Genomic DNA, 15,949 nt, shown 5'->3' with positions numbered 1-15,949 from the left:
CCACAAATACTTGCATATTTCGTAGGTCTATATCAAATACTGTTGAGAAAACACCAAATTTAAAGATTTTAGATATAAAAAAGCCACCCGAAGGTGGCTCTTTTTAGACTAGTTTAAGGGCTAATTACAGACCGTTAAACTCATCGCTGAACGCTTGACTTAAAGCTTGGTCAACATCAGAGAAGTCATTGTGCAATTCAAATTCTGCAGCTTCTGCTTCTTGACGACGACGCTCTAAGTGGTAAGCCAAACCTGTACCCGCTGGGATCAGACGACCTACAACTACGTTTTCTTTCAGACCGCGTAAATCATCTTCTTTACCTGTTACAGCCGCTTCAGTTAACACACGAGTTGTTTCCTGGAACGATGCAGCAGAGATGAACGAGTCAGTAGAAAGCGATGCTTTAGTAATACCCATCAACAGACGTTCAAACTTCGCAGGGAACTTGTTCTGAGCAAGCAATGCTTGGTTCTCTTGAACAACGCGGATGTAATCCACTTGCTCGCCTTTGATGAAGCTAGAATCACCACCGTCAATGATGTCAACTTTACGAAGCATTTGACGTACGATCACTTCGATGTGTTTATCGTTGATTTTTACACCTTGTAGACGGTAAACGTCCTGAACTTCGTTCACGATGTAGTTAGTCAACGCCACTTCACCTTTCAGACGTAAAATGTCATGTGGGTTTTGTGGACCATCAGAAATGGTTTCACCACGGTTCACATGTTCGCCTTCGAACACGTTAATGGTACGCCATTTCGGAATAAGCTCTTCGTAAATTTCAGAACCATCATCTGGAGTGATGACAAGACGGTTCTTACCTTTAGTCTCTTTACCGAAGCTTACGATACCAGACACTTCTGCAAGGATCGCGTGTTCTTTCGGCTTACGTGCTTCGAACAAGTCAGCTACACGTGGAAGACCACCGGTAATATCACGAGTACGTGAAGATTCTTGTGGTACACGACCGATTACGTCACCGACACCAATTGTTTCGCCATTACGGACAGAAAGAATTGTGTTTTGTGGCAAGAAGTAGAACTGTTCGCCGCCATCAACTGTGTCAAGAACAACAGCAGGACGCATATCTTTACCTGACGCAGGACGTGAAGTCACTGGTAAGATTTCGATAGTCGACATACCTGTTGCATCATCAGTTTTAGTTGTAACAGTTACGCCATCAGCGATTTGGCTGAAACGTACTTTACCTGCAACTTCTGTAACAAGTGGATGTGTATGCGGATCCCAAGTTGCTACAACACCGCCTGCCTCAACAGTTTCACCATCTTTGATGATGATTGAAGCACCGTAAGGGATTTTGTATCGTTCGCGTTCACGACCGATTTCATCAGCAATACCGATTTCACCAGAACGTGAAGTTGATACTAAATGACCTTTCGCATGTTGTACTGTTTTCACATTGTGGAAACGTACTGTACCTTTGTTACGAACTTGAACGCTGTTAGCAGCAGAAGTTCGACTCGCAGCACCACCAACGTGGAACGTACGCATGGTTAACTGAGTACCTGGCTCACCAATTGATTGAGCAGCCATTACACCTACAGATTCACCTGGGTTCACTTGGTGACCACGTGCAAGGTCACGACCGTAACATTTCGCACATACACCGAATGAAGAAGCACAGTTAACAACTGAACGTACTTTCACTTCATCGACACCGTTGTCTTCTAGGAAGACAGCAAGTTTTTCGTCGATCAATGTGTTACGTGGCAAGATAACTTCTTCTGTACCTGGTTTTTTCACATCTTCAGCAAGAACACGACCCAATACTCGAGTACCCAAGTTCTCGATCACATCACCACCTTGAATGAATGGTGTCATGATTAAGCCATCGTAAGTACCACAATCTGGCTCAGTAATGACTAAGTCTTGTGCTACGTCGACAAGACGACGAGTCAAGTAACCAGAGTTCGCAGTTTTAAGTGCTGTATCGGCCAAACCTTTACGCGCACCGTGAGTTGAAATGAAGTACTGAAGTACGGTCAAACCTTCACGGAAGTTCGCTTTAATTGGTGTTTCAATGATCGAACCATCTGGTTTCGCCATCAAACCACGCATACCTGCAAGCTGACGAATCTGAGCTGCCGAACCACGGGCACCAGAGTCAGACATCATGTAGATTGAGTTGAATGATTTTTGTTTCTCGTCTTCACCCTGTTTGTTTTTCACAGTGGTGTAAGACAAGTTGTCCATCATCGCTTTCGCTACTTGGTCGTTTGTACGCGCCCAAATATCGACCACTTTGTTATAACGTTCGCCGGCAGTTACGAAACCTTGTTCGAACTGTTGTTCAATCTCACGTACTTCAGCTTCTGCTTTACCAATAATCGCTTGTTTTTGCGGTGGAATAAGCATGTCTTCCATACCAACCGAAACGCCTGAACGAGTCGCTTGACGGAAACCTAAGTACATCAATTGGTCAGCGAAGATAACAGTATCTTTTAGACCTAATTTACGGTAGCAAGAGTTGATGATTTTAGAGATGTTCTTTTTAGTCATCTCAACGTTGATTTGTTGGAAATCCATACCTTCTGGTACAACTTCCCAAAGCAAACAACGACCCGGAGTCGTGTCAACAATAATAGTTTGTTGTTCACGGTTACCGTTTTCATCAATGACAGTTTGGTGTACACGTGCTTTAACACGAGCGTGTAGATCAACCTGACCAGTTGCAAGCGCACGGTTTACTTCGTCAGTATCCGCAAACACCATGCCTTCACCTTTGGCATTGATTGCATCACGAGTGATGTAATACAAGCCCAAGACAACGTCCTGAGACGGTACGATGATTGGCTCACCGTTCGCTGGAGACAAGATGTTGTTAGTCGACATCATTAACGCACGAGCTTCTAATTGAGCTTCAAGTGTTAATGGAACGTGTACCGCCATTTGGTCACCATCGAAGTCAGCGTTGAACGCAGCACATACAAGTGGGTGAAGACGGATCGCTTTACCTTCAATCAGAATAGGTTCGAATGCTTGAAGACCTAGACGGTGAAGTGTTGGCGCACGGTTCAACATCACTGGATGTTGACGAATAACAGAGGCTAGAACGTCCCAAACTTCTGGAGTTTCGCGCTCAACCATTTTCTTCGCAGCTTTAATGGTTGTTGCTTGACCAGATGCTTGTAGTTTCGCAAAGATAAATGGTTTGAATAATTCAAGTGCCATTTTCTTCGGAAGACCACATTGGTGTAAACGAAGGCTAGGACCTACGGTAATTACCGAACGACCAGAGTAGTCAACACGTTTACCCAATAAGTTTTGACGGAAACGACCTTGTTTACCTTTGATCATATCGGCCAAAGATTTAAGAGGACGTTTGTTCGAACCTGTAATTGCACGACCACGACGACCGTTATCAAGCAATGCATCTACAGACTCTTGAAGCATACGTTTTTCGTTACGTACGATAATGTCTGGAGCAGCAAGGTCAAGAAGACGTTTCAAACGGTTGTTACGGTTGATCACACGACGGTAAAGATCGTTCAAATCAGAAGTCGCGAAACGACCACCTTCAAGTGGTACAAGCGGACGAAGATCTGGTGGAAGTACAGGAAGTACGTTCATCACCATCCATTCTGGCTTGTTGTTCGAATCGTTGAATGCTTCCATCAATTTCAGACGCTTAGAGGCTTTTTTAAGCTTAGTTTCTGAAGTTGTATTTGGAATTTCTTCACGAAGACGCGCAATTTCAGCTTCAAGATCGATATCTTTAAGCAAGTCTTGAACCGCTTCTGCACCCATTTTCGCAGTGAATTCATCACCGTGTTCTTCTAACGCATTGAAGTATTCTTCATCGTTAAGAAGTTGGTATTTCTCAAATGGAGTCATACCTGGGTCAGTGACAACATAAGATTCGAAATACAATACGCGCTCGATATCACGTAGCGTCATGTCTAATAAAAGACCGATACGGCTAGGAAGTGATTTCAAGAACCAGATATGTGCAACTGGAGAAGCCAATTCGATGTGACCCATACGCTCACGACGAACTTTCGCAGTTGTTACTTCAACGCCACATTTTTCACAAATGACGCCTTTGTATTTCATGCGCTTGTATTTACCACACAAGCATTCGTAATCTTTTACTGGACCAAAGATTTTGGCACAGAATAAACCGTCACGTTCTGGTTTGAACGTACGGTAGTTAATGGTTTCTGGCTTTTTAACTTCACCATGAGACCACGACTTAATCATTTCTGGTGACGCAAGACCAATACGGATGCGATCAAACTCTACAGGAGCATGACCGTCGGAATCCGTCTTTTTGCGCATGATATCGAGCAAGTCTTTCAATTTTTTTCTCCGTGTGTTGTGGAGATTTTCACTCAACAACTGGGTCACAAATATTGTTTTTTAACTGAGAAATCCCCCTTGCCCCTCTTTATTAAAGAGGTGAGAAGCACTGCTTCGCAAGGGAGATTAAATGGAACTAATTAGTCACCATTTTTCAGTTCAATGTTGATACCTAAAGAACGGATCTCTTTGGTCAATACGTTGAACGATTCAGGCATACCTGGGTCCATATAATGGTTACCATCTACAATGTTCTTATAGATACGGGTACGACCTTCAACGTCATCCGACTTCACAGTAAGCATTTCTTGAAGCGTATATGCTGCACCGTATGCTTCCAGTGCCCAGACTTCCATCTCACCGAAACGCTGACCACCGAATTGTGCTTTACCACCCAGCGGCTGTTGCGTTACTAGAGAGTAAGAACCAGTAGAACGCGCATGCATCTTGTCGTCAACCAAGTGGTTCAGTTTCAGCATGTACATGTAACCTACAGTTACTGGACGGTCGAAACGTTCACCAGTACGGCCATCATACAATACTGTTTGACCAGTACGTGAAATGCCGCCAAGTTCTAACAATTCTTTAATTTGTGATTCTTCTGCACCATCAAATACTGGAGTTGCTAAAGGAACACCTTTACGCAAGTTACCAGACAATGCCAAGATTTCATCATCAGTTAAGCTATCAAGATCTTCTTGTTTGCCACCAACTTTGTTGTAAATCTTGTCTAAGAATTCACGAAGCTCAAGAATGGTACGTTGCTCTTTGAGCATTTGATCAATCTTGTCACCAAGACCTTTCGCTGCCATACCCAAGTGAGTTTCAAGAATCTGACCCACGTTCATACGTGACGGTACACCTAGAGGGTTAAGTACCACGTCTACAGGAACACCGTTCGCGTCGTGCGGCATGTCTTCTACAGGTAGGATGTTTGATACAACACCTTTGTTACCGTGACGACCCGCCATCTTATCACCCGGTTGGATGCGACGTTTAACAGCCAAGTAAACTTTAACAACTTTCAATACGCCAGTTGTAAGCTCATCGCCTGTAGAAAGTTTGCGTTTTTTCTCTGCAAATTTCTCATCAATTTCAAGGCTCTTCTCTTTCAAGAACACTTGAATTTGAGTTAAACGTTCAGCGATTGCTTCATCACTTGGTTGAATATCAAGTAAGTCAACAAGTTCTAAACCAGATAACAATTCTTCAGTCAGTTTGTCACCGCGTTTAGTTGTACCACCGCCGTTAGATTCCTGACCTTTCAACAAGCGAACAATACGTTCACGTGCTGCTTCTTCGAAGATTTTGAATTCTTCTTTTAAGTCTTTACGGTAAGCATCAAGCTGCGCTTTTTCAATTGCTTGAGCACGTTCGTCTTTTTCAAGACCATCACGTGTAAACACTTGAACGTCGATAACCGTACCTTTAACGCCTGAAGATACACGTAAAGATGAATCTTTAACGTCAGCTGCTTTTTCACCGAAGATTGCACGAAGCAATTTTTCTTCCGGAGTCAACTGCGTTTCACCTTTAGGTGTTACCTTACCAACAAGGATGTCACCTGCGGTAACTTCAGCACCGATGTAAACGATACCTGATTCATCAAGTTTAGAAAGTGCTGCTTCACCCACGTTTGGAATGTCGGCAGTAATTTCTTCCGCACCCAATTTAGTATCACGTGCAACACATGACAATTCTTGAATGTGAATTGATGTTAAACGGTCTTCTTGAAGAACGCGTTCAGAAAGTAAGATCGAGTCTTCGTAGTTGTAACCGTTCCAAGTCATGAACGCTACGCGCATGTTTTGACCAAGCGCAAGCTCACCGCCATCAGTTGAGGGACCGTCAGCAAGAACGTCACCACGACCCACTTGATCACCAAGTTTCACAAGAACTTTTTGGTTAATACAAGTGTTTTGGTTAGAACGTGTATATTTGATCAGGTTGTAGATATCTACACCTGCTTCACCCGCAACCATTTCGTCTTCGTTCACACGAATAACAACACGAGAAGCGTCAACAAATTCGATACGACCACCACGTTTCGCAAGAACACATACACCTGAGTCGTGCGCTACGTTAGCTTCCATACCTGTACCAACAAGCGGCTTGTCAGCGATCAACGTAGGTACTGCCTGACGTTGCATGTTTGAACCCATCAATGCACGGTTCGCATCATCGTGTTCAAGGAATGGAATAAGTGATGCAGCAACAGATACAACCTGTTGAGCAGATACGTCCATATGCGTTACTTTTTCAGGCGGCATACGTACGAATTCACCTTGGTGACGTACAGAAACAAATTCTTCTGTTAAGTTACCTTCTTTGTCCATTGCAGAATCGGCCTGTGCAATCACAGTACCTACTTCTTCAATTGCAGAAAGGTATTCAACATCGTCAGTTACACGACCATCAACAACGCGGCGGTATGGAGTTTCTAAGAAACCGAAGTTGTTACATTTCGCATAAACAGAAAGCGAGTTGATCAAACCAATGTTTGGACCTTCAGGCGTTTCAATTGGACAAACACGACCGTAGTGAGTTTGATGTACGTCACGTACTTCGAAGCCCGCACGTTCACGTGTCAAACCACCAGGCCCAAGCGCTGATACACGACGTTTGTGTGTAATTTCAGACAATGGGTTGTTTTGGTCCATGAACTGAGACAACTGGCTTGAACCAAAGAATTCTTTGATTGCAGCAGCAACTGGTTTCGCATTGATTAAATCTTGCGGAGACAAGTTATCAGTTTCAGCTTGAGATAGACGTTCTTTCACAGCGCGTTCTACACGAACTAGACCAACACGGAATTGGTTTTCTGTCATTTCACCAACAGAACGAACACGACGGTTACCCAAGTGGTCGATATCGTCGACTTCACCTTTACCGTTACGAATTTCAACCAATGTTTTTAATACATCGATGATATCGTCGTTCGAAAGAATACCTTCAACTTCACGTGACTTCTGATCTGTACCCACTTCGTAAGGACGACCCAAACGACGGTTGAACTTCATACGACCTACTGGAGATAAGTCATAACGTTCAGAAGAGAAGAACAAGTTGTTGAATAAGTTTTCAGCAGCTTCTTTTGTTGGTGGCTCACCTGGACGCATCACTTTGTAGATTTCTACAAGTGCTTCTTCGCGGTTTGTTGTTGTATCTGCACGAAGTGTGTCAGCAACAAATGAACCACGATCGATGTCGTTAGTGAATAGAATATTGAATTGCTTCACGCCGCCTTCAGCAATTTTCACCATGATTTCATGGCTTAATACCGTATTTGCAGCAATCACTTCACCGTCATTTAATGAAATGTTTTCAGCAACAATACGTTCGTACAAGTACTCATCAGGAACAGAAAGTTTTTCAAGACCTGCTGCTTCCATTTGACGTACGTGACGCGCATTAATACGTTTACCTTGCTCAACAATGATTTTGCCTTCTTTGTCAGCAATATCAAATTGAGCCATTTCGCCACGCAGACGTTCTGGTACAAGGTCAATTTGGTAGCTACCCATATCAAGATATACAGGTACTTTTTCGTAGAACATGTCTAAGATGTTTTCGTTGCTTAAACCAAGCGCACGAAGAACAACAGTCGCTAATAATTTACGACGACGGTCAATACGTACATAGACAAGGTCTTTTGCATCGAATTCGAAATCTAACCATGAACCACGGTAAGGAATAATACGTGCAGAATAAAGGACTTTACCACTTGAGTGAGTTTTACCTTTATCGTGATCGAAGAATACGCCTGGTGAACGGTGTAATTGAGACACAATTACACGCTCAGTACCATTGATAACAAAGGTACCGTTGTCTGTCATTAATGGCATTTCGCCCATATAGACTTCTTGTTCACGTACGTCTTTGATCGATTTCGTTTCACGATCTTTAAGGATCAAACGAATTTTTACACGCATTGGCGCCGCATAAGTTGAGCCACGAAGAATACATTCTCGTACATCAAACTCAGGCTTACCAAGACTATACTCAACAAATTCTAAAGCAGCATTGCCAGAATAACTTTCTATAGGAAAAACTGAACGAAATGCGGCTTGGAGACCGATATCTTCGCGGTTTTTTGGTGATTTGCCATCTTGTAAGAATGTTCTGTACGAGTCGACTTGAATCGCGAGCAAGTACGGAGCATCCATAACGCTAGGCAATTTACCAAAATTCTTACGGATCCGTTTCTTTTCGGTATATGAGTATGCCATCTGGAGTCCTCGGAAAGTGTAAACCGAACCCGCCTGCAGAACGGGCTCAGAAGGAATTACGCTGGCCGGATATGGCCACCACTCTTTACAAATGCTGCAATTTTTAGTGGTATTAAAACGCTTAACAATATTTTTTACTGAAAAATATTGGTAAGCGTTTGATATTTTTCTTTATTTTAATTTGTATGAATAATATCTCATGCAAACAAAAATCGAGCCGATAATTGTAACGCAAAAAGGCTGATGACCCAAGAGCCATCAGCCAATTTTTGGAGCCGATTATAAAAAAATCGGCTCCCTTAAGAAATTACTTAAGTGTAACTGTAGCACCAGCTTCTTCAAGTTTTTTCTTAAGCTCTTCGCCTTCTTCTTTAGAAACGCCTTCTTTAAGAACTGTAGGTGCGCCTTCAACCATGTCTTTAGCTTCTTTCAAGCCAAGACCAGTAGCTTCACGAACTGCTTTAATTACAGCAACTTTGTTCGCGCCGAATGAAGTCAACTCAACGTTGAATTCAGATTGTTCTTCAGCAGCAGCAGCAGCGCCAGGAGCAGCAGCTACAGCTACAGCAGCAGCAGAAACGTTGAATTTTTCTTCGAAAGCAGAAATAAGTTCAACAAGTTCAAGAACAGTTTTTTCAGCAACTGCGTTTAGGATTTCTTCGTTAGTTAAAGCCATGAGATTAACTCCAAATGGGTATTGAATGATGTGTGTATAGGTTCGAGCTTATTAAGCAGCTTCTGACTCGTTTTTCTCTTTGAGCGCAGTAATAAGGCGACCCAATTTCGAAATAGGAGCTTGAAGAACGTTTGCAAGCATAGTAAGCGCTTTTTCTTGGTTTGGAAGGTTCGCGATAACGCTAACTTCAGCACCTTGATAAACCTTACCGTCAAATGCAGCAGCTTTAAGTTCAAATGCTTTATTAGTTTTAGCAAATTCTTCGAACAAACGAGCTGCAGCGCCCATGTCGTCTTCAGAAGTTGAGAAACCTAAGATTGTTGGACCAACAAGGCTTTCATTCAAGATATTGAATTGAGTATCTTGAAGAGCACGTTTAGCCAAAGTGTTACGTACAACGCGAGTAGCAACACCTAGTTTACGAGCTTCAACACGTAGAGCAGTTAATTGCTCAACTGTTAGACCTTGGTAGTCAGCAACAACAGCAGCATACGCAGTAGAAGCAACTTCAGTTACTTCAGCTACGATCTGTTTTTTGCCTTCGATAAGAAGAGCCATTGTAAAACCTCCTAAAGGTGATTTATGCATTCAATTGAATGCACTCCCAATTCGTCGATTCATCACTGAATCAACACGCGGAGGAGGAACAAATCACACCACCGCGTCTGCTCAGGCTGGAGGATTAAGAGAGAAGCATAAAACTCCCCTCGCCCGAGGTCTTTGACGCTGATAAATATTTATTTATCAATTCAAAGTTTGCCTAAGTTTGCAAAATACGACGGAGCGTTTCTTGCGTAAATTTTAAAGCAGTGCTTTAAAACTTACTCAGGGCTTTAAAATTCTGTATAAGTCGAAACTTATTTAGAAACGTTTGCTACATCAACGATCAAACCAGGACCCATAGTAGAGCTTAGTGTGATTTTTTGAATGTAAACACCTTTAGAAGTAGCAGGTTTTGCTTTCTTAAGGTCAGCTACAAGAGCTTCAACGTTTGAACGAACAGCTTCAGCAGTGAAACCTACTTGACCGATCGCAGCGTGGATGATACCTGCTTTATCTACACGGTAACGTGCTTGACCAGCTTTTGCATTTTTAACTGCAGTTGCTACGTCAGGAGTTACAGTACCCACTTTAGGGTTTGGCATTAAGCCACGTGGACCAAGAACAGTACCAAGTTTACCTACAACGCGCATTGCATCTGGAGCAGCAATCACTACGTCAAAGTCAAGGTTACCACCTTGGATGCTTTCAGCAAGGTCGTCGAAACCAACAACGTCTGCACCAGCTTCTTTCGCAGCTTCAGCAGCAGCGCCTTGAGCGAATACAGCTACACGTACAGTTTTACCAGTACCTGCAGGAAGAGTAGTCGCGCCACGAACAACTTGGTCAGATTTACGAGGGTCAACACCTAGGTTTACAGCGATATCCAAAGATTCTTTGAATTTAACTGCAGGAAGGCCGTTAAGAACCGCTACAGCTTCTTCCAAAGTGTAAACTTTTTGAGCTTCTACAGCAGCAGCAATCGCTTTTTGACGTTTAGTTAATTTAGCCATGTCTTAAAGCTCCACTTCCAAGCCCATAGAACGTGCAGAACCAGCGATGGTACGTACACGCGCGTCTAAGTCAGCACCAGTTAAATCTGGTTCTTTAGTAGTCGCGATCTCTTCTAATTGAGCACGAGTCAACTTACCAACTTTAGTTTTGTTAGGTACAGCTGAACCCTTAGCAATACCAGCAGCTTTCTTAAGAAGAACAGCAGCAGGTGGAGTTTTCATGATGAATGTGAACGACTTATCGTTGTACACAGTAATCACTACAGGAATTGGAAGACCAGCTTCAACTTTTTGTGTAGCAGCATTGAATTCTTTACAGAATGCCATGATGTTAACACCACGTTGACCCAATGCAGGACCAATAGGTGGCGCTGGATTCGCTTTACCAGCTGGAACTTGCAGCTTGATATAGCCGTCAATCTTCTTAGCCATTTCAAATTACCTCTGGGTGCAAACGCCGTTAGGCTCCCCAATGATTCAAGTAACGATACCGTTACAACAACAATGCCCAATTTGAGTACAAATTGGGCGTATTCAACCAATACGTATTAAACTGATTTTTCGACTTGGCGAAATTCCAATTCAACTTGTGTTGGTCGGTTAAACACATTAATCGTCAACGTTAAACGTGACTTATCGTAAAGAACTTCTTCCACCACGCCTTTAAAGTCGGTGAATGGACCGTCAATTACGAGTAATTCTTCACCTGGTTCAAACATTGTCTTAGGACGAGGTGCTTCACCAGTGTTGCGTACACGTGCAAGAATCGCATCAGCTTCACGCTGAGTAATTGGCGCAGGTTTTTCAGCCGTACCACCAATAAAGCCAAGCACTTTTGGACATTCTTTAACAATGTGCCAAGTTTCGTCGTTCATTTCCATTTCGACTAATACATAGCCTGGGAAGAACTTACGCTCTGACTTACGTTTCTTACCATCCTTCATTTCCACTACTTCTTCTGTAGGGACAAGGACTTCACCAAAGCTATCGGCAACAGCGCTACGCTGGATTCGATCATTAAGCGAACGCATCACTTGTTTTTCATAGCCTGAATAGGCATGAATAATGTACCAACGTTTCATAGCTCTCTTACCCGATAATAAACTTCATTAACCAGCCTAAAATATAATCAAAACACCACAAAACAATTGCAGCGATGATTACAACCACTAGAACTTGCCAAGATGTGGACACAGTCTCTTGTTTGGTTGGCCAGGTCACTCGACGTAACTCAATTCGCGAATCTTTCAGTAAGCGAACAAAGCCTTTGCCTTGATGGGTGGCGTATAATAAACCTAAAGCCACAACGATACAAGCCAAAATTACCCCAACACGAACCCAAATATCATTCGCTGGTGCCCAGTATGCTGGTAAATATTGATTCACCATCATTGCTCCAACGAGTAAAATCAAGGCGATAACCCATAGAACAATATCTAATGGAGAACCAGAGTTGACATCTACAGCAGGATTATTTCTTTGAGGAATTGCCGCGCCGCCATTTGCGTCACGTGATTTATCATTCGACATTTTTGTACTCGTCGTAGGTTACGCGACTTATTATATGACCAGTTTTACCAACATCAAGCGTCTTTTATAAAAACTTGGCAGGTCAGGAGGGACTCGAACCCCCAACATTCGGTTTTGGAGACCGACGCTCTACCAATTGAACTACTGACCTACAAAACAGATTGGAGCCGAAGCCCCAATCTGAAAAGTACATTTAGTATTATGCAGTTACTTTAGCAACTACACCAGCACCAACTGTACGACCACCTTCACGGATCGCAAAACGTAGACCTGGGTCCATTGCGATTGGGTGGATTAATTCTACTGACATTTCTACGTTGTCACCAGGCATAACCATTTCAACGCCTTCTTTAAGAGAGATAGCGCCAGTTACGTCAGTTGTACGGAAGTAGAACTGTGGACGGTAACCGTTAAGGAATGGAGTATGACGACCACCTTCTTCTTTAGAAAGTACGTATACTTCTGCGTCAAATTTAGTATGCGGTTTGATTGCACCTGGTTTAGCAAGTACTTGACCACGTTGAACGTCTTCACGTTTAGTACCACGAAGCAAGATACCACAGTTCTCACCCGCACGACCTTCGTCAAGAAGTTTACGGAACATTTCAACGCCAGTTACAGTTGTTTTAACTGTATCTTTAATACCAACGATTTCAACTTCTTCACCAACTTTGATGATACCAGTTTCAACACGACCTGTTACAACTGTACCACGACCAGAAATTGAGAATACGTCTTCGATTGGCATCAAGAATGCTTGGTCGATTGCACGTTCTGGTTCTGGGATGTAAGAGTCAAGCGCTTCAACAAGTGCTACTACAGCTGGTTCGCCGTATTGACCTTGGTCACCGTTAAGAGCTGCTAGAGCAGAACCACGGATGATTGGAGTGTCATCACCTGGGAAGTCATAAGTAGAAAGAAGTTCACGAACTTCCATTTCTACTAATTCAAGAAGTTCTTCGTCGTCTACAAGGTCGCATTTGTTTAAGAATACAACGATGTAAGGTACACCTACCTGACGAGAAAGAAGGATGTGTTCACGAGTTTGTGGCATTGGACCATCAGTCGCAGCACATACAAGGATCGCGCCGTCCATTTGGGCAGCACCAGTAATCATGTTTTTAACATAATCGGCGTGTCCTGGGCAGTCTACGTGTGCATAGTGACGGATTGTAGAGTCATACTCAACGTGTGAAGTATTAATTGTAATACCACGTGCTTTTTCTTCTGGTGCAGAGTCAATTGCAGCGTAGTCTTTCGCTTCACCACCAAAAGTTTTTGCACATACAGTTGCAATCGCAGCTGTTAAAGTTGTTTTACCATGGTCGACGTGACCAATTGTGCCCACGTTAACGTGTGGCTTATTACGTTCAAACTTAGCTTTAGCCATGTTCATCTTCCTCGTTTACGTCGAACACAATCCTGAGTAAAACCCAGCTCCGACATGTCGTTTAAAAAACCAAACACCAAATACTTAAAAAGCAGACTAAATAGCCTGCTTTTGGAATCTTTTGTGCAACAACGTTGCTAAACTGTAATCTGGAGCTCTTATCGAGATTTGAACTCGAGACCTCTCCCTTACCAAGGGAGTGCTCTACCACTGAGCTATAAGAGCATAATAAGCTTCAATATATGGAGCGGGAGACGAGGGTCGAACTCGCGACATGTAGCTTGGAAGGCTACCGCTCTACCAACTGAGCTACTCCCGCACGATGTTGGTACAATCCACTATTTGAAGTCTTAAAATTGGTGGTGAGGGAAGGATTCGAACCTTCGAAACTTTCGTAGCGGAGTTACAGTCCGCCCCCTTTGACCGCTCGGGAACCTCACCATCTTTTACACTTACATCAGTGTCGTTCTTTACTTGACTTACTCCACTCTCTAAGATGGTGCCGGCACACGGATTCGAACTGTGGACCTACTGATTACAAGTCAGTTGCTCTACCAACTGAGCTATGCCGGCGTTTCTTAGTGTTTCGTACGTTTCGTATCGGAACGGTGTGCAGTTTAGCAAAACTTAGAATCCGTGCAAGTGTTTTTTTTAAAAAAACCGCTAAAAACCTACAAAATCAATCCGTTTGATGATAATTCAACCGATTTGATCACTGCGCGAGCTTTTATTTGGGTTTCATTCCATTCTGACTCTGCATTTGAGTCTGCAACAACCCCTGCCCCAGCCTGAACATAGACCTTATTTTCACGAATAACACAGGTTCGAATGGCAATCGACATATCCATTTCGCCATGCCAGCCTAAATAACCAACAGCTCCACCAAAAATACCGCGTTTTACTGGCTCAACTTCGTCAATAATTTCCATGGCACGGATTTTTGGCGCACCCGAAAGCGTACCTGCAGGGAAAGTTGCTTTAAAAACATCCAATGCATCGACATCATCACGTACTTCACCTTGCACATTCGACACAATATGCATGACATGCGAATAACGTTCGATCACCATTTGATCAGTTACTTGCACTTTACCGATTTTTGAAATACGCCCCACATCATTTCGACCCAAATCGATCAACATCAAATGTTCTGCAATCTCTTTTTCATCAGAGAGCAAGTCTTTTTCTAAAGCCAAATCTTCTTCTTTGGTTTTACCACGTGGGCGCGTGCCTGCGAGTGGACGCACAGTTGCAACGCCATTCTCTAAACGGGATAAAATTTCTGGTGAAGAGCCAACAATATGGAATGGTGTATTGTTTTCTAAGGTTTGCCCTTGCACTAAGAATAAATACGGCGATGGATTCAAATGGCGTAGCGCACGATAGACCTGTAATGGCTCACCATCGAAATCCGACACCATGCGATGACCCGGCACAACCTGCATCACATCCCCTGCACGAATATATTCTTTCACTTTCTCAACAGAGTTCACAAAATTATCGTGCCCTGTTAAAGATTCAAAATGCGGTGGTGTATGTTTTTCTGCTTTCAGACTGACAGGCGTTGCTAAGATATTTTCAATTTCATCTAATTGTTCAAGTGCTTTTTCATACGAGTTTGCATCGGTAGCATCAGCATGAACAATCAAGAACAGCGTATCTTTCAAGTTATCAAACACAATTACTGTTTTAGACAGCATCATCCAGATATCAGGTAAACCGACTGGATCCGCTTCAGGGACGTTCTTGAGCTTAGGCTCGATATAACGAACTGAATCATAACCAAAGTAGCCGACTAAGCCGCCAGTGAAGCTTGGAAGCCCAGGCACATCAGTTTGTGTAGGGACTTTAAACTGTGCCTGAAAGTCTCGAATATATTGAAACGGATCAGCACAGTGTTGTTTTTCTAATTGACCATCCGCGTGCTGTACAGTGAGTTGACCATTATTGCAGGAAAAGACAGTTGATTCGCCTAAACCAATCATCGAATAACGCGCCCAGTTTTCACCGCCCTCGACCGATTCAAACAAATACGCTTGTTTGTGCTGTTTCAGGCGAGCAAAGACCGACAAAGGGGTTTCTGTATCGGCTAGACGTTGGCGATACACAGGAATAAGGTTATAGCCTTGTGCTACAAGGTTTTGGAATTGTGCTTGAGTTGTCATGCGGTTTTTCTCTATAAATTAGGGTTACTCAGTATGTAAATTGAATTGAACTGAGCGACGCCATCGAAAAACCTTACAACTA

Annotated in this window: 10 protein-coding genes and 5 tRNA genes; all 15 read right to left on the bottom strand. The window is 43.1% G+C overall.

The window, feature by feature from the left end:
* Positions 1-124: 124 nt before the first annotated feature.
* The 15 genes from rpoC to trpE all read right to left on the bottom strand — a co-directional run bounded on the left by rpoC (position 125) and on the right by trpE (position 15,867).
* Entirely contained in the window at positions 125-4,324 is a 4,200-nt protein-coding gene (rpoC, locus tag A3K93_RS00840) for a DNA-directed RNA polymerase subunit beta' (protein ID WP_067728047.1), read from the bottom strand.
* Between the two features lie 140 nt (positions 4,325-4,464).
* Positions 4,465-8,553, bottom strand: coding sequence for a DNA-directed RNA polymerase subunit beta (gene rpoB, locus A3K93_RS00835; RefSeq protein ID WP_067728045.1), 4,089 nt, complete (start codon positions 8,551-8,553; stop codon positions 4,465-4,467).
* Positions 8,554-8,860: 307 nt separating this feature from the next.
* Complete coding sequence (gene rplL / locus A3K93_RS00830) at positions 8,861-9,229, bottom strand: 50S ribosomal protein L7/L12 (RefSeq protein WP_004781672.1); 369 nt, start codon at positions 9,227-9,229, stop codon at positions 8,861-8,863.
* Between the two features lie 51 nt (positions 9,230-9,280).
* Positions 9,281-9,787, bottom strand: coding sequence for a 50S ribosomal protein L10 (gene rplJ / locus A3K93_RS00825; protein ID WP_067728043.1), 507 nt, complete (start codon positions 9,785-9,787; stop codon positions 9,281-9,283).
* Between the two features lie 299 nt (positions 9,788-10,086).
* A complete protein-coding gene (gene rplA, locus A3K93_RS00820) occupies positions 10,087-10,782 on the bottom strand; it encodes a 50S ribosomal protein L1 (RefSeq protein ID WP_067728041.1) in 696 nt (231 codons plus the stop codon).
* 3 nt (positions 10,783-10,785) lie between these two features.
* Positions 10,786-11,214 carry a 50S ribosomal protein L11 gene (gene rplK / locus A3K93_RS00815; RefSeq protein WP_067728039.1) on the bottom strand — a complete coding sequence of 143 codons (429 nt, stop codon included), beginning with the start codon at positions 11,212-11,214 and terminating at the stop codon, positions 10,786-10,788.
* Between the two features lie 116 nt (positions 11,215-11,330).
* The gene (nusG, locus tag A3K93_RS00810) at positions 11,331-11,864 is read right to left on the bottom strand and encodes a transcription termination/antitermination protein NusG (RefSeq protein ID WP_067728037.1); all 534 of its coding nucleotides are present in this window, start codon (positions 11,862-11,864) and stop codon (positions 11,331-11,333) included.
* A 7-nt stretch (positions 11,865-11,871) separates the two neighbouring features.
* Positions 11,872-12,312 (bottom strand): preprotein translocase subunit SecE, encoded by a 441-nt coding sequence (gene secE, locus A3K93_RS00805; protein ID WP_067728035.1) that lies wholly within the window; start codon positions 12,310-12,312, stop codon positions 11,872-11,874.
* Positions 12,313-12,387: 75 nt separating this feature from the next.
* Positions 12,388-12,463: transfer RNA gene (locus A3K93_RS00800), tRNA-Trp, on the bottom strand.
* A 48-nt stretch (positions 12,464-12,511) separates the two neighbouring features.
* Complete coding sequence (gene tuf / locus A3K93_RS00795) at positions 12,512-13,702, bottom strand: elongation factor Tu (RefSeq protein ID WP_067728033.1); 1,191 nt, start codon at positions 13,700-13,702, stop codon at positions 12,512-12,514.
* 150 nt (positions 13,703-13,852) lie between these two features.
* Positions 13,853-13,927: transfer RNA gene (locus A3K93_RS00790), tRNA-Thr, on the bottom strand.
* Positions 13,928-13,945: 18 nt separating this feature from the next.
* Positions 13,946-14,021 (bottom strand) — tRNA-Gly (locus A3K93_RS00785).
* Between the two features lie 38 nt (positions 14,022-14,059).
* Positions 14,060-14,143 (bottom strand) — tRNA-Tyr (locus tag A3K93_RS00780).
* 56 nt (positions 14,144-14,199) lie between these two features.
* A tRNA-Thr gene (locus A3K93_RS00775) sits at positions 14,200-14,275 on the bottom strand.
* Positions 14,276-14,373: 98 nt separating this feature from the next.
* Positions 14,374-15,867 carry an anthranilate synthase component I gene (gene trpE, locus A3K93_RS00770; RefSeq protein WP_067728031.1) on the bottom strand — a complete coding sequence of 498 codons (1,494 nt, stop codon included), beginning with the start codon at positions 15,865-15,867 and terminating at the stop codon, positions 14,374-14,376.
* Between the last annotated feature and the right edge of the window lie 82 nt (positions 15,868-15,949).

It is taken from the genome of Acinetobacter sp. NCu2D-2, assembly GCF_001647675.1.
Classification (GTDB): Bacteria; Pseudomonadota; Gammaproteobacteria; order Pseudomonadales; family Moraxellaceae; genus Acinetobacter.
The sequence above is the reverse complement of the archived record's forward strand: the minus strand, read 5'-3'. Positions and strand labels throughout refer to the sequence as shown.

What these genes read in the sequence shown, in the direction of transcription:
- rplK (WP_067728039.1), bottom strand. Translation starts at nt 11,214, where the DNA reads ATGGCTAAGAAGATTGACGGCTATATCAAGCTGCAAGTTCCAGCTGGT.
- trpE (WP_067728031.1), bottom strand. Translation starts at nt 15,867, where the DNA reads ATGACAACTCAAGCACAATTCCAAAACCTTGTAGCACAAGGCTATAAC.
- rpoB (WP_067728045.1), bottom strand. Translation starts at nt 8,553, where the DNA reads ATGGCATACTCATATACCGAAAAGAAACGGATCCGTAAGAATTTTGGT.
- rplJ (WP_067728043.1), bottom strand. Translation starts at nt 9,787, where the DNA reads ATGGCTCTTCTTATCGAAGGCAAAAAACAGATCGTAGCTGAAGTAACT.
- secE (WP_067728035.1), bottom strand. Translation starts at nt 12,312, where the DNA reads ATGTCGAATGATAAATCACGTGACGCAAATGGCGGCGCGGCAATTCCT.
- nusG (WP_067728037.1), bottom strand. Translation starts at nt 11,864, where the DNA reads ATGAAACGTTGGTACATTATTCATGCCTATTCAGGCTATGAAAAACAA.
- tuf (WP_067728033.1), bottom strand. Translation starts at nt 13,702, where the DNA reads ATGGCTAAAGCTAAGTTTGAACGTAATAAGCCACACGTTAACGTGGGC.
- rplA (WP_067728041.1), bottom strand. Translation starts at nt 10,782, where the DNA reads ATGGCTAAATTAACTAAACGTCAAAAAGCGATTGCTGCTGCTGTAGAA.
- rplL (WP_004781672.1), bottom strand. Translation starts at nt 9,229, where the DNA reads ATGGCTTTAACTAACGAAGAAATCCTAAACGCAGTTGCTGAAAAAACT.